General features: G+C 58.9%; 24 protein-coding genes. 14 read left to right on the plus strand and 10 right to left on the minus strand.

The features are described 5' to 3' along the window. The first annotated feature begins 169 nt into the window (after window positions 1-169). Complete coding sequence (gene mdoC, locus C1N62_RS10380; protein ID WP_137763564.1) at window positions 170-1,327, plus strand: glucans biosynthesis protein MdoC; 1,158 nt, start codon at window positions 170-172, stop codon at window positions 1,325-1,327. 40 nt (window positions 1,328-1,367) lie between these two features. On the opposite strand, the gene C1N62_RS10385 is transcribed toward mdoC, so the two are convergent. Next, entirely contained in the window at window positions 1,368-2,396 is a 1,029-nt protein-coding gene (locus C1N62_RS10385; RefSeq protein ID WP_137763565.1) for an HlyD family secretion protein, read from the minus strand. A 37-nt stretch (window positions 2,397-2,433) separates the two neighbouring features. After that, window positions 2,434-4,047, minus strand: coding sequence for an MFS transporter (locus C1N62_RS10390; protein ID WP_137763566.1), 1,614 nt, complete (start codon window positions 4,045-4,047; stop codon window positions 2,434-2,436). Window positions 4,048-4,308: 261 nt separating this feature from the next. Between C1N62_RS10390 and C1N62_RS10395 the strand changes: the two genes are divergently transcribed. The 3 genes from C1N62_RS10395 (at window position 4,309) to C1N62_RS10405 (ending at window position 5,939) form a co-directional block, all read left to right on the plus strand. Continuing rightward, window positions 4,309-5,085 (plus strand): IclR family transcriptional regulator, encoded by a 777-nt coding sequence (locus C1N62_RS10395; RefSeq protein ID WP_137764979.1) that lies wholly within the window; start codon window positions 4,309-4,311, stop codon window positions 5,083-5,085. A 29-nt stretch (window positions 5,086-5,114) separates the two neighbouring features. Beyond that, window positions 5,115-5,561 (plus strand): universal stress protein, encoded by a 447-nt coding sequence (locus C1N62_RS10400; protein ID WP_137763567.1) that lies wholly within the window; start codon window positions 5,115-5,117, stop codon window positions 5,559-5,561. Window positions 5,562-5,699: 138 nt separating this feature from the next. Then, entirely contained in the window at window positions 5,700-5,939 is a 240-nt protein-coding gene (locus tag C1N62_RS10405) for a hypothetical protein (protein WP_206057748.1), read from the plus strand. A 240-nt stretch (window positions 5,940-6,179) separates the two neighbouring features. Here C1N62_RS10405 and C1N62_RS10410 read toward each other — a convergent pair whose 3' ends face one another. Both C1N62_RS10410 and C1N62_RS23490 read right to left on the minus strand, forming a co-directional pair. Further along, on the minus strand, window positions 6,180-6,431 hold the full coding sequence (locus C1N62_RS10410) for a hypothetical protein (protein WP_137763568.1): 252 nt from the start codon (window positions 6,429-6,431) through the stop codon (window positions 6,180-6,182). A gap of 320 nt (window positions 6,432-6,751) precedes the next feature. Next, window positions 6,752-6,883: a hypothetical protein gene (locus tag C1N62_RS23490; RefSeq protein WP_255508601.1), complete on the minus strand. Its 132-nt coding sequence runs from the start codon at window positions 6,881-6,883 to the stop codon at window positions 6,752-6,754. 204 nt (window positions 6,884-7,087) lie between these two features. On the opposite strand from C1N62_RS23490, the gene C1N62_RS10415 reads away from it, so the two are divergent. Next, on the plus strand, window positions 7,088-7,303 hold the full coding sequence (locus C1N62_RS10415) for a YccJ family protein (RefSeq protein ID WP_137763569.1): 216 nt from the start codon (window positions 7,088-7,090) through the stop codon (window positions 7,301-7,303). 31 nt (window positions 7,304-7,334) lie between these two features. On the opposite strand, the gene C1N62_RS10420 is transcribed toward C1N62_RS10415, so the two are convergent. The 3 genes from C1N62_RS10420 to C1N62_RS10430 all read right to left on the minus strand — a co-directional run bounded on the left by C1N62_RS10420 (window position 7,335) and on the right by C1N62_RS10430 (window position 8,492). Continuing rightward, window positions 7,335-7,595 carry a hypothetical protein gene (locus tag C1N62_RS10420; protein WP_137763570.1) on the minus strand — a complete coding sequence of 87 codons (261 nt, stop codon included), beginning with the start codon at window positions 7,593-7,595 and terminating at the stop codon, window positions 7,335-7,337. A gap of 14 nt (window positions 7,596-7,609) precedes the next feature. After that, the gene (locus C1N62_RS10425) at window positions 7,610-7,882 is read right to left on the minus strand and encodes a hypothetical protein (RefSeq protein ID WP_137763571.1); all 273 of its coding nucleotides are present in this window, start codon (window positions 7,880-7,882) and stop codon (window positions 7,610-7,612) included. A 91-nt stretch (window positions 7,883-7,973) separates the two neighbouring features. Continuing rightward, entirely contained in the window at window positions 7,974-8,492 is a 519-nt protein-coding gene (locus tag C1N62_RS10430) for a YlaC family protein (protein ID WP_137763572.1), read from the minus strand. A gap of 584 nt (window positions 8,493-9,076) precedes the next feature. On the opposite strand from C1N62_RS10430, the gene adiC reads away from it, so the two are divergent. The 5 genes from adiC to C1N62_RS10455 all read left to right on the plus strand — a co-directional run bounded on the left by adiC (window position 9,077) and on the right by C1N62_RS10455 (window position 15,532). Next, a complete protein-coding gene (adiC, locus tag C1N62_RS10435; protein WP_137763573.1) occupies window positions 9,077-10,420 on the plus strand; it encodes an arginine/agmatine antiporter in 1,344 nt (447 codons plus the stop codon). A gap of 33 nt (window positions 10,421-10,453) precedes the next feature. Continuing rightward, window positions 10,454-12,757 carry an Orn/Lys/Arg decarboxylase N-terminal domain-containing protein gene (locus tag C1N62_RS10440; RefSeq protein WP_137763574.1) on the plus strand — a complete coding sequence of 768 codons (2,304 nt, stop codon included), beginning with the start codon at window positions 10,454-10,456 and terminating at the stop codon, window positions 12,755-12,757. Between the two features lie 239 nt (window positions 12,758-12,996). Then, window positions 12,997-13,188 (plus strand): hypothetical protein, encoded by a 192-nt coding sequence (locus C1N62_RS10445; protein ID WP_137763575.1) that lies wholly within the window; start codon window positions 12,997-12,999, stop codon window positions 13,186-13,188. A gap of 305 nt (window positions 13,189-13,493) precedes the next feature. Further along, window positions 13,494-13,673, plus strand: coding sequence for a hypothetical protein (locus C1N62_RS10450; protein ID WP_137763576.1), 180 nt, complete (start codon window positions 13,494-13,496; stop codon window positions 13,671-13,673). A 383-nt stretch (window positions 13,674-14,056) separates the two neighbouring features. Then, window positions 14,057-15,532, plus strand: a complete 1,476-nt coding sequence (locus C1N62_RS10455; protein WP_137763577.1) for a sugar porter family MFS transporter — start codon at window positions 14,057-14,059, stop codon at window positions 15,530-15,532. 46 nt (window positions 15,533-15,578) lie between these two features. Here C1N62_RS10455 and C1N62_RS10460 read toward each other — a convergent pair whose 3' ends face one another. Further along, complete coding sequence (locus C1N62_RS10460) at window positions 15,579-15,812, minus strand: hypothetical protein (protein ID WP_137763578.1); 234 nt, start codon at window positions 15,810-15,812, stop codon at window positions 15,579-15,581. Between the two features lie 282 nt (window positions 15,813-16,094). On the opposite strand from C1N62_RS10460, the gene C1N62_RS10465 reads away from it, so the two are divergent. Together C1N62_RS10465 and C1N62_RS10470 are read left to right on the plus strand one after the other, a co-directional pair. Continuing rightward, the gene (locus C1N62_RS10465; RefSeq protein WP_240775688.1) at window positions 16,095-16,346 is read left to right on the plus strand and encodes a CsbD family protein; all 252 of its coding nucleotides are present in this window, start codon (window positions 16,095-16,097) and stop codon (window positions 16,344-16,346) included. A 167-nt stretch (window positions 16,347-16,513) separates the two neighbouring features. Further along, window positions 16,514-16,699, plus strand: coding sequence for a GhoT/OrtT family toxin (locus tag C1N62_RS10470; protein WP_240775689.1), 186 nt, complete (start codon window positions 16,514-16,516; stop codon window positions 16,697-16,699). 4 nt (window positions 16,700-16,703) lie between these two features. Here the strand turns inward: C1N62_RS10470 and C1N62_RS10475 are convergent, their stop codons facing one another. Further along, complete coding sequence (locus C1N62_RS10475) at window positions 16,704-17,258, minus strand: XRE family transcriptional regulator (RefSeq protein ID WP_137763579.1); 555 nt, start codon at window positions 17,256-17,258, stop codon at window positions 16,704-16,706. Window positions 17,259-17,328: 70 nt separating this feature from the next. Between C1N62_RS10475 and C1N62_RS10480 the strand changes: the two genes are divergently transcribed. Both C1N62_RS10480 and C1N62_RS10485 read left to right on the plus strand, forming a co-directional pair. Continuing rightward, entirely contained in the window at window positions 17,329-17,850 is a 522-nt protein-coding gene (locus tag C1N62_RS10480; RefSeq protein WP_137763580.1) for a GNAT family N-acetyltransferase, read from the plus strand. 48 nt (window positions 17,851-17,898) lie between these two features. Next, window positions 17,899-18,606, plus strand: a complete 708-nt coding sequence (locus C1N62_RS10485) for an SOS response-associated peptidase family protein (protein ID WP_137763581.1) — start codon at window positions 17,899-17,901, stop codon at window positions 18,604-18,606. Window positions 18,607-18,636: 30 nt separating this feature from the next. Here the strand turns inward: C1N62_RS10485 and C1N62_RS10490 are convergent, their stop codons facing one another. Continuing rightward, a complete protein-coding gene (locus tag C1N62_RS10490; RefSeq protein ID WP_137763582.1) occupies window positions 18,637-19,467 on the minus strand; it encodes an alpha/beta fold hydrolase in 831 nt (276 codons plus the stop codon). Between the last annotated feature and the right edge of the window lie 110 nt (window positions 19,468-19,577).

Below are 19,577 nucleotides of genomic sequence, written 5' to 3' on the forward strand. Positions count from 1 at the left end.
TTATCAGTGCCGGATGCAGATTAAACCACAGTAGAAAATTAGCAACACCTATAGTAGGGTTCCGGCCGGTGATTTAAGCCAATCGGTTTGGGAGTAAACCCCATCGATGCGATTTATCGGACACGCTAAAATAAGCGGCGCACCCTTTAAGTAAAAATCCTGGAAACTTATGACAAAAAAAACAGTACAACGGGAATACTTTCTCGATTCCATCCGGGCCTATTTGATGCTGCTCGGGGTTCCTTTCCATCTGTCGTTGATCTACTCCAGCCACAACTGGGCGGTGAACAGCCAGACCCCCTCTGACCTGCTGACGGTGCTCAACGACATCATCCACGCCTTCCGGATGCAGGTGTTCTTCGTCATCTCCGGCTACTTCTCCTATATGTTGTATGAACGTTATGAGCCAGTGCGCTGGTTGAAGGTGCGGCTGGAGCGCGTGGCGATCCCAATGCTGTCGGCGATGGTGCTGATCACCCTGCCACAGTTCTACATGCTGAAAAATTATACCCAGCGCATCCAGGGGTGGGCCCATTTCAGCGGCTATGAAAAAATCAACGTCGGCATCTGGGAAATAGTTTCACACCTGTGGTTTTTGTTAACATTGGTAATATTGACCTGCGCGGGCTTCTATATTTTCCGCCGCCTGCGGAACATTCAGATTCTTCCGGCACGGTTTAGCGAAAAGCGCCTTAATAACTTAGGAAAACTCTTATTTTATTTTGTCCTGCTGGGTTTGGTCTATGCAATTATTCAATTTACCTTGGATTATGCCCTGCCCGGCCTGCTATTCAACTCGCTGCTTAACTTTATCGTTATGCAACCGCTGTTCTATCTGCCGTTCTTTATTCTGGGTGCGCTGGCGTTCAAATATGGCTGGCTTAAGGCCTTGCTGCTCAAGCCTTCCCCGCTGGCGCTGCTGCTGGCGCCGTTGCTGTTCGCCGCCTATATCGCCAACCAGCACCTGAATGACGGCGCGCACCTTTCGCCCCAGCTGGATACGCTGATCACCTACATGCTGGGGATTGTGATGGTCAACCTGGTGTTTGCCTTTGGCCATCGGATGCTCAACAGCCACTCGCCGCGGATTACCTATCTGGTTAATGCCTCACTATTTATCTATCTGGTCCACCACCCGCTGACACTGATATATGGCGCATTCATCACACCGAAAATTGAGAATAATCTGGCAGGCTTTGGCTTGGGGATGATATTTGTCTTTGGCCTGGCCTTCTTGTTGTATGAGCTGCACAAACAGGTGCCGATGCTGCGTTTCCTGTTCTCCGGCAAATCACAAAAACCGGTGCCTATCCCGCCTGCCGCCTGAGGGTGGCAATAAAAAGCCCGCCATCAGGCGGGCTTTTTTATTAGTGGGTATTGATGGTCGGCACCACCGACATCCCGACCCGCAGGCGCTGCGCCTGCGGCTGGTCGGCGTCCAGCACAATCTTCACTGCCAGACGTTGTGCCACCTTGGTGAAGTTGCCCGTCGCGTTGTCTGCGGCAATTGGCGAGAAGGTCGCGCCGGTGGCCGGGGCAATGCTCTCGACATGGCCATGCAGCTGCACGTCTGGCAGGGCATCGACGCGGATGCTGACCGGCTGCTGCGGCTGCACGCTGCCGAGCTGCGTTTCCAGATAGTTAGCGACAATGTAGGCCTGTTGCAGCGGCACCACCGCCAGCACGCGGGTGCCCGCGCTGACATAGGCACCCACGCGCAGCGAGCGCTGGCCGACGGTGCCGGCAATCGGTGCCTTGATCTCGGTGTAGGAGAGGTTGAGCTGCGCCTGCGCCAGATCGGCCTTCGCCGCCTCAATTGCCGCCAGCGCCTCGGCGCGTTCCGCCTTCAGCACGTCCACCTCCTGCTGGGCGGCTTCCAGCGCCGCCACATTGCTCTGGTGCTGTGCTGCCTTCTCGCGGTAGTTGGCATCCGACTCGTCACGCTGGTCAGCGGTGCCGGAGCCATTCTGCAACAGCCGGCGGTAGCGGTCAGCGCTCTGGCGCGCATAGTTCATGCCAGCGGTGCTGGAATCAATGTCCGCCCGCGCCTGAATAATCACCTGCTGCTGCTTGGCGAGCTGGGCATCCAGGCTCTGGATCTGCGCCTGCTTGCTGCCCAGCGTGGCCTTCGCGGTATTCAGGGCATTGGTGTAATCACGGGGATCGATGCGCGCCAGCAACTGGCCCGCCTGCACCTGTTGGTTGTCCTCCACCAACACCTCGGCGATATGGCCGGAGATGCGCGGCGCCACCAGCGTATAGTCGGCGGTGACGTAGGCGTCATTGGTGGTTTCGTCACCCCGACCGGCCAGTCGCCAGACAATAAAGGCCACCAGCAGGGCCACCAGAATAACCGCCACCAGCAGCGGGATGCGTTTTGACGATGTTGCTAACATAATTCTCTTCTCTCAATGCTCTCGGAAATAGGGGCAATCAACGGTTGACCAACGACTGCGGCGGATAGGTGCGCTGCGGCATCAGGGCGGCCAGCACAATCAGCGCCAGCGCCACCCCCATAATCATCAGGTAGGCGTCGCTCAGCCCGAGGATGGTGGCCTGCTTCTTCACCAGCGAGGAGAAGCGCGCCAGCACCTCGGTGGAGATGGCGCTGCCATCCGGGTTGAGCGGCGCGGGCGGCGCACGGTTGCCGTCATAGGGCTGCGACAGCAGGTGGCTGACCGAGCCAGCGTGGTCAAGCAGCACATGGGAGTGGAACTTCTCCCGGTGCGTAATAAAGGTCTCCAGCAGCGCCGAGGCCGTGACGCTGCCCAGCCCGCGCACGGTGTTGAACATGGCGGAGGCGAAAGGCCCCTCCATCGGCTGCACCACGCTGGTGGCGCTCATCAGGATCGGGATCACCGCCATCGGCTGTGCCACCGCCTGCATCGCCTGCAACCAGTAGAAGTTGCCCTGCACCCAGGCGCTGTTGATCGACGAGCCGCAGTAGCAGGTGAAGGCCAGCAGCCCCAGCCCACTGGCCAGCACCCAGCGGCTGTCCACCCAGCGCAGGTTGCAGATCGCCGCCACCAGTGGTGCCATCAGCAGCTGTGGCACGCCGATGGTCAACGCCAGCGGCCCCACCTCGGCGGCACGGAAACCGCTGACCGAGATCAGGTAGTTGGAGGGCAGCGCCGAACCGGAGAGGTAGACCAGCATCAGCCCGGCCAGCGTCAACAGGCCGTGGGCGAGGTTGCGCCGCCCCAGCAGTTGCAGCTTGAACAGCGGCAGCGGGTGATACCACTCATTGATCAGGAACACCGTGATCAGCACCGCCGCGCCATACAACAGCGCGCAGATCAGGTCGGACTCCAGCCAGTCCTGCCGTTCACCCTGCTGCAACGCCAGCACCAGCATCGCCACGCCGCTACAGCCGGTGATCATGCCGAAGGCGTCAATCTGCTTCAGCCGCTCCAGCCGCAACGGATCCTGTGGGATGCCGTGGCTGATCATGGCGAAGGCCAGCAGACAGGGCGGGATCACCTGCCAGAAGACGAACTGCCAGCCAACGTCATCGGTCCAGAGTGCCGCCAGCGAGGTGGCGAGGTTGGGGCCAAAGGTGGCGCTCAGGGCATAGGCACCCAGCCCATACAGCTTAAAGCCGGGCGGCAGGAAGCGCAGGGCAACGGTCATCAGCAGTGGCGGCAGTGCGCCACCAAACAGCCCCTGAATGACCCGCAGGGTGATGAAGACTGTCAAATTGGGCGAAAAGGGCAGGATCGCCCCGAGCAGCCCGAAGCCGAGCACCATGCTCATGGCGAAGCGCCGCATGGAGAAGGTCATCGCCAGCCAGGGGGCCAGCATCATGGCGGCCACTTCCGCCGCCTGATAGCCGCCGACCAGCCAGGAGCCTTCATCACTGCCGATGCTCAGCGCCCCGCGGACGTCGGCCAGCGCGATGTCGGTCACCCGGTCATTCAGGCCGGATGAGAGGGCGGCGATCAGCACGCCGACCAACCCAATCACCAGCCGGACAGTAAAGGGCTGGGCCACCGGGGCAGCAGGAGGAATGCCGCTGGCATTGGCCGGCGACACACTGACTACACTCATAACTAAACTCATCTTTTTTTTGTGCGCACTGTACCTGCCGCCAGCGGCCGGCAGCAGAGGGCCTGGGCGCGGGGCGCAACGGGAAACAGATACGGGTGCAGTAATGGCAGGTGAAAGCGAGGCCGTCATTATGCGAACGGCATCACAGCGCGGGATACTACAATACGGTCCACTGTATTGCAATGTGGTTAACGATTGAGTTCCGGCAGGGAATGCCGTTAAATATCCGGGCGTTTATTGATAAGGAGCCTTAGCGTGACCATGCATCATACCCCCTCCACGGAGGAGGAGCGCAGCGGCGGCATTCAGGTGATCTCCCGAGCCGCCAGCATCCTTAATGCACTCGGCGCGCACCCGGAAGGGATGAGCCTGGGGGCCATCGCGCAGGCCGTCGCCCTGCCCCGCTCCACGGTACAGCGCATTGTGGCCGCACTGGCGGATGAGGGCATCGTGCGCAGCGACGGCAGCCACGGCATCCGGCTGGGGCCGACCCTACTGCGGCTGGTGGCGACCGTGCACATCGATATCATCGCCATCGCCACCCCCTTCTTGCAGGCGCTGTGCAAGGAGACCAACGAGACCGTGACCCTGGCGCGCCCTAGCGGGCGGCAGATTGCCATCGTGCACATGGTGGTGGCCGACCGCGAGTTGCGGGTGGTGCCGCGCTTTGGCCTCAACCTGCCGATCTACAGCACCTCCGGTGGGCGGGCGCTGCTGGCGCTCAGCAGCGACCATGAGGTGCGGCAGTTGATTGGCGACGAGTTCGAGCCAGTGACTGGCCGGACGGTGCGCGACATGGAGACGCTGCTCACCCGGCTTGCAGAAGTGCGGCGGCTGGGGGTGGCGATTGAGCATGGCGAGACGCTGGAGGGCATCTCCTCGATGGGCATCGCCATCGATACCCTGCTGGGGCGCTATTCGGTGTCACTGCTGGTACCCACCGAACGGCTGCACCACCACTTACCGGCCTTGCAGGCAGCCATTCTGGCCTGCCGGGCCTCTTTGATGGGCGAAATCGGCAAGCTGGATTGCCGTTGATACCGGCAGCGCCGGTGTAAGGAGCGACGATGTTTACCCATATCCTGCTGGCGGTGGATGGCTCCAGCCAGACGCCGCGCGTGGTGGCACTGGCCGCCGAACTGGCGTCCAAAACCGGTGCGCGTATTTCCGTCACCTGCTGCGTGGATGAGTCTTACGCCGTGGACGCTGGCACACCCGGTGGCCCCGGCGAGGTGAGCCTCTACCAGCCCGCCTGTGAGGAGCAGGATACCGCCTGCCAGGTGGTACGCGCGGCGCTAACCCAACTTGCCCCGTTGGGCGAACGGGTCAGCGGCCAGGTGATTGTCGGGGAACCGGCGCAAGCGCTGGTGGCCGAGGCACAGCGGCAACAGGCGTCAGTGATTGTGATGGGCCACCACCGCCGCACGGTGTTTGGCCGGTTGTTGAAAGGCTCGGTCAGCGCCGATGTGGTCGCCACGGCCCCCTGCCCGGTGCTGGTGGAAGTCAGGGAGTGAAATCAGTTCTACTCCTATTGACAGGAGTAAAATTAATGTTTCATTTTCATAGTTTTCTTATTTGTTTAAGGTTATCCAACAGTTAAACTGGTAAGTGCTTTATGGCAAGTCAGATCCCTTTAACGCAAGGAGTTACTTATGTCCAAAGTATTGACCATTACCGCTGTTGCGCTCTACCTGGCCGGGGCGTCCACCGCCTTTGCCGCCACCACCGCTGGTGCGGACGTGGCCGTGGGCAATGGCGCAGGGGCAGCCGCCACCAGCGGCGCGACCCTGATCTCGGGTGGCGTGGCCGCAGCGGCTTCCGCTATGGACCCGAGCGGCAGCACTGGCACCTCGACTGCCACCTCCACCTCGACCACCACCCAGACCCGCTAAGGCCGGCTTTCGCCGGGGGTCACGCGGCCCAGCCGAAACCAGCCGGAGGGCTGGTTTTTTTATGCCCGGCGCGCCAGACATAAAAAAGGCTGCCGAGAAAACATGGCAGCCTGTGAAGTGCAGGGTCATCCCTATTTTTGTACACCCTGGTGATGGCGGTACAGAATTACCCTGCTCCCTTGAAAACGCTATTTTGTACATATTCTTTGCGTTGTACAGATATTAATAGCGAGGGCGTCCTTAACTGACACCCATTTTTTCCGCCCAGTCGGCAATTTGCTCACGATAAATATAGGTCACTTCATTATTCAATGGCTGATGAGTTTGCGAGGTAATGGTGACCAGGCAAGGATAATCGCGTGGCCGCAGCTCAAACAAATATTCATCCAACTCCTCTTCTGACAGTAATGAGGTGCTGTCTGTGCCCTCAATCATAAAGTAGTTGTGCAGCATCCAGTGACGGTACTCAAAGTGGTTATTTAACAGTTGCATGGCGCGACCTTAAGGCTAGTCAGGCTAGGGCGGGAAACCCGGCTCATCAAAGGCAAATCCCCCGGCTCATGACGCATTCCGGCGTAAATCTGGCGTTCCCTTGCACTACTGGGATCGAAAATAACAAAACAGAAACATAGAAGCAATAAATACCGCTTTATTTACTACATTTAATTAAAAAACGAGTTAAGTGCTGATAATAAAATCAGAATTATTTCTATAACGAATGAATTGATAATTCAAAATCAGAATTTTTTATTATTTCCCAGAAAAGTCCCATAAAAAAAACCGCCGAAGCGGTTTTCTTTATGTCGGGGGCGTCAGATTTTGCAGCCTTCGCAATCCTCTTCCCCACCGGCCACCTCGGGCACCTCATTGACGCGCTTTTCCGTCTTTTCAGCGGCCTTGGCCAGTTCAGCATCAATGTCAAAATCAAAAATATCATCGCTCATCGCAGTTCTCCTGTGTCGTGGTGCGGCAGCGGATTATAACCGACGGCCGCCAGCCTGTCCTGGGGGGCGCACAGAAAGCCAACTGGTGAGAAACCCGGCACTTACCCGCGCTGGATTTGCATCCCTGCCGGGTCAGTACCATAGTTAAAGGGTCAACACTATCACTGGGGCGCCGCCGGCGTCCCCCAGCAAGGGAGAGATTGAATGGCCGATAAACATGATGTGAAGTCCTGGGCAGAGATCCGTGAGACCTCGATTGAGATTGCGGAAGCGATTTTTGAGTTTGCCGAGAATGATGAGACCCTGGCGCAGAAGATCTGGGAAGAGGGAAATGATGAGGTGCTGATTCGCGCCTTTGAGAAGACCGACGCCGATCACCTGTTCTGGGGCGAAGAGAAGGTCGACCGCAAAAACGTCTGATGCCCACGGCCGCCGCGCTGCGGCGGCCCGGTTAGCTGTCGAAGCCAAATCCCATCTGGTGCGCCCACTCGAATACCTGCTCTTTATAGACAAACTTTGGCTCACACACCGCTGGTTGCCCCTTGGCCTGCACCATCACCGCAATGCAGGGATAGGCACCGGGCCGCGCGTCAAAGATAAAATCCTCAATCTCCTGATCGACAAACTGCGCCGCCTCGCCGGTTTCGCTGACCAAAAACAGCTCCGCCATGATCCAGTTACGGTAATCGCGCTCATTGTGCAGCATTTTCATCGCCTGTCTCCCTGTTAGTGCCACTCATCCCCGCCGCAGCAAGGGCACACTTCCGTCCGCGCCACCGACATCGCCGCGCTGCCGTCGCTCTCCCACTCCACACGCAGTGGCTGGCCGTCATCCTCCGCGGCGCTTAAATAGCGCGGATAGTGCTCCGCCTGGCCAAACATGGTTTCGGTATGGATAAGCCGATCGCCGGCATAGATGCGCGCCGTGGCGTGGGCATCGCGGCGGCCGCCCTCGCCCTGCTGGTAGAGGTGGTGAATGGTGAGTTTGATCTTTTGCACGCCGGCTCCCGATGGTAGTAACACATTGATTGCGTGAATACGCATAGTGTACCCCATCGGGAGCGGCCAGGGATATGCCGTTTACGTGCGCTTAATGAGCCGGCTGGTGCTGGTGCAACTCAGTGCGCGCCGCCTGTTGCTGGCGACGCTGCTTGCGGGCCAGGTCATAGACGTCGTAGAAGTCGATCATGCCTTTATTGCGGATGATTTCGCGCATCCGGTTTTTGATCTCTCCCGCCACCTGCGGGTGCGCCAGAATCTCCTCCACCGCCGCCGTGGGCAGCTCGCGGCTGAAGTACCACTCGCCATTGACGCAGACACGCAGATCCAGCACGCCAATGTCCTCATAGCGGTAGATGGGCTTGATGTCCATCAGCAGGCCGGCGGAGACCACTAGCAGGAAAGCGGTGAAACCCGCGAACCAGCCCAGCCCCATATAGGGCGAACAGTACATCACCACGCCCACCGCCAGGTAGCCGATCAGCATCGCCAGGCAGAGCCAGGGGTGCTTGGTGAAGAACTCGGTGTTGAAGCGTGCCTTGCCGTCACGGCGCTCGGCGCGGTTGATGTGTGCGATCTCGCGGACCAGGATGGTCTTGATGGCGTCCATGGTGTCACCCTCATCTGGATACTGTCGTGGACTGGGAAGTGCCAGCCGCAGGCTGGCTCCGCCGGCAAGCCGGGGTGGCCCCCTGGCCGGATATAGTGGCGATGATAGTAGCACAGCCACTGTTATAGACTGCATAGCAGTTGCCACCGATTCCAGGCCAAACTGTTATAGCACACGCCCTATTGCGGGCAACTATTACCGCCGTTGATGGATATTTTCATGCCGTTAAATACCAGCCACTTATTTAGCCCCTTACCCGAACCATTATTTCCCTGTGCGACAGGGTGTTATTATTGCTGCGGATAAATTATTTGTGCGGATATTTCATGCGGGCTGACCACGCTTATTCCCCTTGCCCTTAAACACCCCTAATAAAATGGGCGCAACCGCTTCATCATGATAAATTTCGCCGTTAAATTATAGATATAGTTTAACTTCATGATTTTCATCATTGAAAAAATATTAGCCGGTTATTACTTTTTATTCCTGCCAGAGGGTCTATCTTATTTAACATTACGCACCGACGGCTGCCGGCGTAAAAACGTTTCCCGCCCCGATCGCAATGAAATAAATAAGGGTGAGTTATGGCAGAAAATTCAGAAAGTCAAAAAGTGGGCTTGATTCCGGTGATGTTGATGGTCTCCGGCAATATTATGGGTTCCGGGGTCTTCCTGCTGCCGGCCAGTCTGGCCGCCACCGGGGGCATCGCCATCTGGGGCTGGCTGGTGACCATCATTGGCGCGCTGTCGCTGTCGATGGTGTATGCCAAAATGTCTTCGCTGGATGACAGTCCCGGCGGCTCTTACGCCTACGCGCGCCGCGCCTTCGGCCCCTACCTCGGCTACCAGACCAACGTGCTCTACTGGCTGGCCTGCTGGATCGGCAACATCGCGATGGTGGTGATTGGCGTTGGCTACCTGAGCTACTTTATCCCGCTGTTGAAGCAGCCGATCCCGCTGACCATCGCTTGTGTGGCGATCCTCTGGCTGTTTGTGTTCCTCAATATTATCGGCCCGAAGATGATCACCCGCGTGCAGGCGGTGGCCACCACGCTGGCGCTGGTGCCGATTGTCGCCGTCGCACTGCTGGGCTGGTTCTGGTTCAGCGGGGAGACCTATATGGCGGCGTGGAACGTCAGCGGCCAGAACCCGTTCGGTGCCATCCAGAGCACCCTGAGCGTCACGCTCTGGTCATTTATTGGCGTGGAGAGCGCCTCGGTGGCGGCAGGGGTGGTGAAGAACCCGAAACGCAACGTGCCGATTGCCACCCTCGGCGGCGTGCTGATCGCCGCCGTCTGCTATGTGCTCTCCACCACCGCCATCATGGGGATGATCCCCAATGCGGAGTTGCAACTCTCCACCTCACCCTTTGGCGACGCCGCGCGGCTGGCGCTCGGTGACCTCGCTGGCGGCACCGTGGCGCTGTGCGCCGCGCTTGGCTGCTTAGGCTCACTGGGCGGCTGGACGTTGCTGGCTGGCCAGACCGCCAAGGCCGCCGCCGACGATGGGTTGTTCCCGCCGATCTTCGCCAAGGTCAACAAGGATAATGTGCCGGTCGCCGGGCTGCTGATCATCGGCATCTTGATGACGCTGTTCCAGATCAGCAGCATCTCGCCCAACGCCACCCAGCAATTCGCGCTGGTCTCCTCGGTCTCGGTGATCTTTACGCTGGTGCCCTACCTCTATACCTGCTCGGCGCTGCTGCTGGTCGGGCATGGCCATTTGGGGCGGCTGCACTTTGCCTACTTCCTGATCACGCTGGTGGCCTTCCTCTACTGCATCTGGGCGGTGGTGGGTTCTGGCCCGCAGGAGGTGATGTGGTCATTCGTGGCGCTGATGGTGATCACCACCCTGTATACCGTCAACTATAACCGCCGCCATAAAAACCCCTTCCCGCTCCATCGCCCCTATGTGCGTGACGATGATTAAGCGTCGGCGGCCAACTGATATCTGGGAGAGAGCATGATTGACTTAGGCACCCCTAAAAAGCGCAAGGTTCTGGTGGTGGACAGCAGCCTGCTGGAGCTGAATACCACCAACGGCCGGGCCGTGCAGGAGCTGGTTGACGCACTGCGCGCGCTCCATTTCGAGGTGATCCCGGCGGCCAGCTTTGAGGATGGCCGGGCAACGGTGATGTCTGATGCCTCGCTCTGCTGCCTGTTCATCAACTGGACTGCCGGTGGCAATGACAGCGCCTCCCACGGCCAGGCCAGCGAGCTGCTGCGCGAGATCCGCCGCCGCAATAAGGAGGTGCCGGTGCTGCTGATGGCCGAGCACTCCTGCATCGACAGCCTGACGTTGGACATCATGCGGATGGTGAATGAGTTCGTCTGGATGCACGAGGATACGGCGGAGTTTATCGCCGCCCGCGCCAAGGCGCTGATCACCCAATACTATGACCAGCTATTGCCGCCCTTTACCAAGGCGCTGTTCCGCTACACGCTGGAGTCGCCGGAGTACTCATGGGCCGCGCCGGGCCATCAGGGCGGCGTGGCCTTCACCAAAAGCGCCGTGGGCCGCGAGTTCCTCGACTTCTATGGCGAAAACCTGTTCCGCACCGACACCGGCATTGAGCGGGCGGCGATGGGCTCGCTGCTCGATCATAGCGGCCCGATCCGCGAGTCAGAGGACTACGCCGCCAAGGTGTTTGGCTCGCACCGCAGCTATGCGGTGCTGAATGGCACCTCCGGCTCCAACCGCGCCATTATGGCGGCGGTGGTGGGCGAAGGCCAGGTCGCGCTCTGCGACCGCAACTGCCACAAGTCAATTGAGCAGGGGTTGGTGATGACCGGCGCACTGCCGGTGTTTTTCGTGCCGACCCGCAACCGTTTCGGCATCATTGGCCCGATCCCGAAGCAGCAGTTCCGGCCAGAGGCGATCGATGCGCGCATTGCCGCCCACCCGCTGATCGATCAGGCCAGCGATCGCACGCCGGTCTATGCGGTGATCACCAACTGCACCTATGACGGCATGTGCTACCACGCCGGTCAGGCGCAGGATCTGCTGGCAGAGCGTGTCGACCAGATCCACTTTGACGAGGCGTGGTACGCCTACGCCCGTTTCAATCCCTTCTATGCCGGACGCTTCGCCATGCGCGGCAACCCGGAGGAGCATAATCCCGACGGCCCGACGGTGTTCGCCACCCACTCCACCCACAAGCTGCTGGCGGCGCTGTCGCAGGCCTCTTACATCCACATCCGCAACGGGCGCAAGCCGGTGGTGCACTCGCGCTTCAATGAGTCCTACATGTTGCAGGCCAGCACCTCGCCGCTCTACGCCATCATTGCCGCCAACGAGATTGGTGCGGCGATGATGCAGGGCGGACAGGGGCAGACGCTGACGCAGGAGGTGATCAACGAGGCGGTGGATTTCCGGCTGGCGCTGGCCAAGGTCAACGCCACCTTCCGCGATCGCGGCGAATGGTTCTTCGCCCCGTGGAACCCGCCGGAGATCACCGATCCGAAAACCGGCAAGAAGATCCCCTTCCGCCTCGCGGACAAGGCGCGGCTCACCACCGATCCCTCCTGCTGGGTGCTGAAGCCGGGCGAGAGCTGGCACGGTTTTGAGCAGTTGGAGGAGGAGTGGTGCATGCTCGATCCGATCAAGGCCGGTATCCTGACGCCGGGCATGAATGATGACGGCAGCCTGATGGAGAACGGTATCCCGGCGGCGATGGTGACCGCCTTCCTGACGCAGCACGGCATTGTGCCGTCACGCACCACGGACTTCATGGTGCTCTGCCTCTTCTCGGTCGGCATCACCAAAGGGAAGTGGGGTACGCTGATCAACGCGCTGCTGGAGTTCAAGCGCCACTATGATGAGAACACCCCGGTCACCGCCTGCCTGCCCAATCTGGCTGGCGGCCACCCGGCGCGCTATGCCGGGATGGGGCTACAGGATCTCTGTGACGAGATGTTTGACTATATGAAGAACAGCCAAATGGATCGCCTGCAAGCCGAGGCATTTGGCCAGTTGCCGCAGCCGGTGGTGTTGCCGCGCCGCGCCTTTCAGGCGCATATGGCCGGGGAGTGTGAGCACCTGCCGCTGGATAAGCTGGCTGGCCGCGTCTCCGCCGTGGGGGTCATCCCCTACCCGCCCGGCATCCCGATTGTGATGCCCGGTGAAAACTTTGGCGACCCGACCCAGCCGTGGCTGAGCTATATCCGCAGCATCGCCGAATGGGGGGAAAAGTTCCCCGGCTTCGAAAAGGAGCTAGAGGGCGCGGAGATGATCGACGGCAAATACCATATTTGGGCGCTGGCATAAGCCAGAGATTCACGGCACACTGGGCCGGTTGCCGCCCCTGTCATGGCAACCGGCTTTTATAGCGCAAGCCCCGGTATAAGGCGAGCATGACGCCCCCCTTTCAGAATATCCTTACGGAAATAGCCAAACATAAACAACCACTTACATTTCCTGTCGCAATCATTACCTGACGGACACTGTTTGGCAATGAGGGAATTTGTCAGCATTAGGAATACTCCTAAACTTACTGAAAAAGCACTATGTTTCAAGAAATGGCTTCTGTATTGGTATTGGCGGCGGTGTCGGGGTTCTCTTTCACAAAATATCAGGACGACCAGAAGCGACGTAAGCCACGCACCCTGTTCCAGCATTACACCCTCCACCCCCTGATCAAAAAGCGGCGGCGCCCATTACGCACCCGCCTGCTGCGCCGTTTCCCTTTGGTACATTGAGGGCGCTATATGCTGTGGCGCTTGCCCAAGGCATAAAAAAAGCGCCAGCGGGTTAAGCTGGCGCAACATACTGGAAGCAATGTGAGCAATGTCGGTCTTCCGTGCCGGCAGAGCCGCCGTCCGGAAGACATTTGAATGATAACCATTATCATTCTCTGTTGTAAAGCGCTTTTTACCCTGCCCAGCCTGAGAGGGAGGTGATGAGATAATTTTAGTGCCGGGCAATGTTGATTTGGGCTAATGTTAGATTATCAGCCGTTCACAACATGCTGGCATGGCAACAGCCTTTGAAAAAAGGAGAGACAATGAGCATTGGCGTCCACTCTCTGGTCAAACATAAAACGGGCAATATCATTGGCCGCGTCATTTCCCTGCTCTCACGGCAGGACAAACCCTGGGCGATGGTTGACTGGGGCAATAGCGGTATCTCAATGCATGCGGTGAGTGATTTGATCGAAGTGACCCAGGAGAACCGTCGCTCCTGAGCGCAAATGATTAGCCGCCGTTACCTGTTAACCTCCCCCTGATGAAACCCCTGCCGTCGCATCCAACGCGCTTACCCCTTTGATCCGCCCTCAGCCTGACGGGCAGCGCGGGATTTTTCATCCGCAACACCTTTAAAGTCAGAACATACGTTCCAAATTGATTTGTCTGGAATCGGCAATTGCGTCGCAGGAAAACCATTACTTTGATGAAAAGCCCTCAAAATCGCATTTTATGCCTCTTTTTATGACCCCACCCACAAAATCAATTTTTCACTCTTCATGTAAATAAAATTAAAAGTCTATAAATAGGATGTTATTTTTTTGTACCACGATGATCTCTGTCAGCCCCTACCTTCAGAGTCTGTACCACTACTGGAGTCACCATGGAAAACTACATAACAACCAACCCCGCATCCGGCCCCAACAGCCGCACCAAGACTGAGCCGTTCGTCAAAGTGATTGTCATTATCTCAACGCTGGGCGGTCTGCTGTTTGGCTATGATACTGGCGTCATTTCGGGTGCCCTGCTGTTTATGGGCGAAGAACTGCATCTCACCCCCTTTACTACCGGGCTGGTCACCAGCTCCCTGCTGTTCGGTGCCGCCTTTGGCGCGCTGTTGGCTGGCCACATGGCCGACGCCGCCGGGCGGAAAAGAATCATCCTGTTTTTGGCGGTCATTTTTGCCATTGGCGCGGTAGGCACTGCCCTGGCGCCAGATGTCACCTGGATGGTTGTCTTCCGCCTGGTGCTCGGCGTGGCGGTGGGCGGCGCGGCGGCGACCGTGCCGGTCTATATCGCTGAGATCGCCCCGGCCAACCGGCGTGGCCAGCTCGTCACGTTGCAGGAGCTGATGATCGTCTCCGGCCAGATGCTGGCCTACATCTCCAACGCCACCTTTAATGAGATCTGGGGCGGTGCCACCACCTGGCGTTGGATGCTGGCGCTGGCAACGGTGCCCGCGGTGCTGCTGTGGTTCGGCATGATGTTCATGCCCGACTCCCCACGCTGGTACGCGATGAAGGGGCGTTTCGCCGAGGCGCGCCGGGTGCTGGAGCGTACCCGCGCCAAGGAGGATGTCGAGTGGGAGATGACCGAGATTGAGGAGACGATTGAGGAGAACCGTCATCTCGGCAAGGGGCGGGTGCGTGATTTGGCGACCCCGTGGCTGATGCGGCTGTTCCTGCTGGGCATCGGCATCGCGGTGATCCAGCAACTGACCGGTGTGAACACCATTATGTATTATGCGCCGACGGTGCTGACGGCTACCGGCCTGAGCGCCGATGCCGCGCTGTTCGCCACCATCGCCAATGGGGTGATCTCCGTGCTGATGACCTTTGTCGGCATCTGGCTGCTGGGCAAGATTGGCCGTCGGCCGATTGTGCTGATTGGGCAGATTGGCTGCACCAGCTGCCTGTTCTTCCTCGGGGCGGTCTGTGTGCTGATGCCAGAGACGGTGGCGGGCGCGCCTAACCTGCTGCGCAGCTATCTGGTGCTGGCCGGGATGCTGATGTTCCTCAGCTTCCAGCAGGGGGCGCTCTCGCCAGTGACCTGGCTGCTGCTGTCCGAGATCTTCCCGACCCGCCTGCGCGGCATCTGTATGGGGGCTGCGGTGTTCGCCATGTGGATCGCCAACTTCCTGATCTCCCTCTCCTTCCCCATGCTGCTGGCCAGCGTCGGGCTGGCCGGGGCCTACTTCACCTTTGCGGTGATTGGCATTGCCGGTTCCCTCTTTGTGATCCGCTGCATCCCGGAGACGCGGGGGCGCAGCCTGGAGCAGATAGAGCACTTCTTCCGCGAGCGTTACCAGACAGAGCCTGCCACCCGGCCGCTGTCGACCGGGCAGAAGCGCAAAGCCTGACGATAAAAAAAGCCCACCAATCGGTGGGCTTTTTTCTGGATGCGGATTAACGCGGCGCCTGCGGGTGGTGGGCCACCGGCTTGGCCTTCTTCACCGGTTTTTTGACCGGGTGGTGCGCGGCCTTGTGCAGCACGGGCTTCGGCGCGGCATGTTTCGCGGCCGGATGCGGGGCGACATGCGCCACCTTTTTCACCGGCTGATCCTGGTGTGCCGGCGCGGCCATCGCGGCGCTGCTCAATACCAACAGTGATCCCAGCATCACTGATTTCATCATTTTCATTATGACCTCTATGTAGGCTGTTCTGGCGATTCATTCGCTGGAAACGATACTACAGGGTTTGGCTGTAAGGATTCCGGCAGCACAATGTAACAAGTTGCTAACCCAGCGGCATACCGGGATAACCGGCCATAAACCCTGTCATGGCGCGCCTTTTTCGGCTAAAAACCGCGGTTTTTTAGCGCCAGAGAGTGAAAACCATTGTTACTGCATGTTAATAACGCCGCCAAACCCCATTTTCTGGTCTACGCTTTAAGTACGTTCACCAACAAATGGAGTTTGCGTATGTTTGAGAAAGCCAAAGATAAAGCAGAAGAAGCCGTAGGCGCAGGTCAGGAACAATTTGGTCGTGCGACTGATGACAGCAAAACCCAATTTGAAGGGGCAGTGCGTAAGAACCTCTCTCAGGCCTCTTATGCCGTCAACGATGCGGTAGACACCATCAAAAGTAAGACCTCTGACAACCCGGTTCCGGCGCTGTTAGTGGCTGCAGGTGTTGGCTTCGTTCTGGCCAAGCTGCTGGGCGGTCGTCACTGATCCTGCCCTCTTGCTGAGAAGCCCGGCCTGGCCGGGCTTTTTTATGCCCGTTTTTTGCCCCTGTCGATGAAATTTTTTTGCCGTTGTCTATTAAGCCGATCAAACAATTGAACGAAAAGAGCACATTTAATACAATAATGACATTGTGTAAATTACAGGTAACAGATGTGTCTGCTCATACCGCCTGGGAAGCGTTAAAAACCATTTTCTACGTCGGCTTTGCCCTCTCCGCCCTTTTCACCCTGTTTGTCAGCCGCGACTCCTCATTCAGGATCCGCCTGTTTACCTCCGGCATCATTGGCCTGACCTGGCCGTTGAGTTTCCCGGTCGTGCTGCTGTTTTCCCTCTTCTGATCCGCTAACCTGCCGTCATCACCAGCAGATAACGGCAGGGCTGCTGCGCCGGGTTGATGAAACTGAGTGGCGCATCCACGCCGAATGTCAGGCAGTCCCCTGCTTCCAGCTGGTAGCGCTGCGCGCCATAGTGCAGGTGCAGGCGGCCTTCGCACAGCCAGAGCCGCTGATGATAGGGGGCATCATGCCACGGCGGGTAGTTGACGCGCGCGCCAGCCGGCAGGGTGATCTCCACCAGTTCCAACCCATGCAGTGGATCTTTTTCACTCACCTGCCGCCGCAGGTAGCCCAGATTGGGGTCGCGCCACACGGCCTGATCGGCCAACCGGCGCAGGGGCGCGGCTTGTGGCTCCGTGGCCGTCACCAGTTCCGCCAGTGACACACCGAGTGCCGCCGCCAATCGGCCGAGGATGGCCGCACTCGGGCTGCTCTCGCGTCGTTCGATCTTGGAGATGGTCGCCTTACTGACCCCCGCCTGCTGCGCCAGCTCCTCAAGGCTCCAGCCTTTGGCGCGTCGCCGTCCCTGTAATTGGTCGGCGATGATCTCGTCAATTGACATGGCTGTCCCTGTTGTTTAGCTTAGTGGAATAATTTCCACTATAGTAGACATGACAGCGGGAGCGAGCAATATGAAGTGGGTGGCCTGTAGTGAAGAACGACATGCAGAGGCGATTCTGGCAATTTTCAACGACGCAATTGCGACCTCAACGGCCCTATATGATTACCATCCGCGCCCGCTCTCGGCGATGGCCGGCTGGTTTGCCGTAAAACGGGACAATGGCTTCCCGGTGATTGGGCTGGAGGATGAGGATGGCACGCTGCTCGGCTTTGCCAGCTACGGCACCTTCCGCGCCTGGCCAGCCTTCAAGTATTCGATGGAGCACTCGCTCTATGTGCATAAGGATCACCGTGGCCGCGGCCTTGGCCGCCAACTGCTGGCACGCCTGATTGAAGAGGCGCAGGCCAATCAGGTGCACACGCTGGTCGGCGGCATTGACAGCGGCAACCTCGGTAGCATCGCGCTGCATGAGTCACTGGGCTTCCAGCACTGTGGCACCGTCAAGCAGGCGGGCTACAAGTTTGACCGCTGGCTCGATCTGGCCTTCTACCAACTCTTGCTGCCCACGCCCCACCAGCCGCAGGCGGACTAAGCGCCCGGCGTCCGCCCCTCTATACTTAGGGGAAACCCAGGAGGAACTATGTGCGGACGCTTTTCACAACACCAGACCCGGGCCGACTATCTCGATGCACTTGGCTCGGATCTCCCCTTCAACGGCGCGCTCGACCCGGTGCCGATTGGCCGCTATAACGTGGCACCCGGTACCCGCGTGCTGCTGCTCAACCAGCGTGACGGCGAGCTGCACCTCGATCCACTGCGCTGGGGTTACCAGCCGCACTGGGCCAAGGAGGCGCATCGCCCCCCGGTGATCAATGCCCGGGTTGAAACCGCCGCTACCAGCCGGATGTTTAAGCCGCTGTGGCAGCATGGGCGCGCGCTGGTGATGGCCGATGGCTGGTTTGAGTGGAAAAAAGATGCCGAAGACGCCAAGAAGAAGCAGCCCTACTTCATCTATCACCGGAGCAAAACGCCGCTGTTTTTCGCTGCCATCAGCCGTTTCCATCCTGACGCGTCAGAGTCACCAGACGATGATGGCTTTGTGATTGTCACGGCGGCATCCGATGCCGGGTTGCTTGATATTCACGATCGCCGCCCGTTGGTGCTGACCCCGGCGGCCGCCCGCGATTGGCTTGATCCCGACTACAGTGCGGAAGAGGCAGAAAAGCTGGTGGCAGAAGGGGCGGTCGCGGCGGAGGAGTTTGACTGGCACCCGGTGGGCAAAGCGGTGGGCAATGTTCACCATGATGAACCGGCGCTACTGGAGCCGATCAGCGATCCACTGGTGTAGCAGGCCGGCGCAGTGCGCCGGCTTAGGGACTCAGGCGCGGATAAACTCGAGCAGATCCTGATTGATTTGGTCTTTGTGGGTGGTGCAGATGCCATGCGAGCCGCCCGGATAGACTTTTAGCTGTGCATTGGGCAGCATCTCTGCCGCCTGCTTGCCACAACTTTCGAATGGCACAATCTGGTCGTCATCGCCGTGGATCACCAGCGTCGGGATGGTCATCTTCCGCAAATCTTCACGCAAATCGGTCTCCGAGAAGGCTTCCACACAGTCATAGAGCGCCTTGATGGAACCGGCCATGCCCTGTAACCAGAAGGCATTTACCACGCCTTGCGAGGCGCGCACATCCGGGCGGTTGTAGCCATAGAAGGCCGCAGGCAAGTCGTGGAAAAATTGCGAACGGTCTTGCTGCACGTTCTCACGGATGCCATCGAATACCTCTTTTGGCACGCCGTTCGGGTTGAAATCGGTCTTCAGCATAATGGGCGTGACAGCGGAGATCAGCACCGCTTTCGCCACCCGGCTGGTGCCGTGACGGCCAATATAGCGCGCCACTTCGCCGCCACCGGTGGAGTGGCCGACGTGGATGGCATCCTGCAGATCCAGCATAGCGGTCAGCTCGGCCAGATCATCGGCATACTGATCCATATTGTGGCCATCCCAAGGCTGCGACGAGCGCCCGTGGCCACGGCGGTCATGGGCGATAACCCGGTAGCCCTGCGAGGCGAGGAACAGCATCTGATCCTCCCAGGCATCGGCGGTCAGCGGCCAACCGTGGCTGAACACAATGGGTTGCCCTTCACCCCAATCCTTAAAATAGATTTGCGTGCCATCTTTAACCGTAATTTTGTCAATCGTCTGCATAACGGGAACTCCATATAAAAAGTGTAATAACCGACAGCGACCGCATACTGGCAGAAGCCAGGCGGCTGACGGTTCTGGAGGCTGCATCAGTGATCGTATTCAGAAGTGAA

Origin of the sequence: Nissabacter sp. SGAir0207, assembly GCF_005491205.1 — a bacterium.
In the GTDB taxonomy this organism is placed as follows: Bacteria; Pseudomonadota; Gammaproteobacteria; order Enterobacterales; family Enterobacteriaceae; genus Chimaeribacter.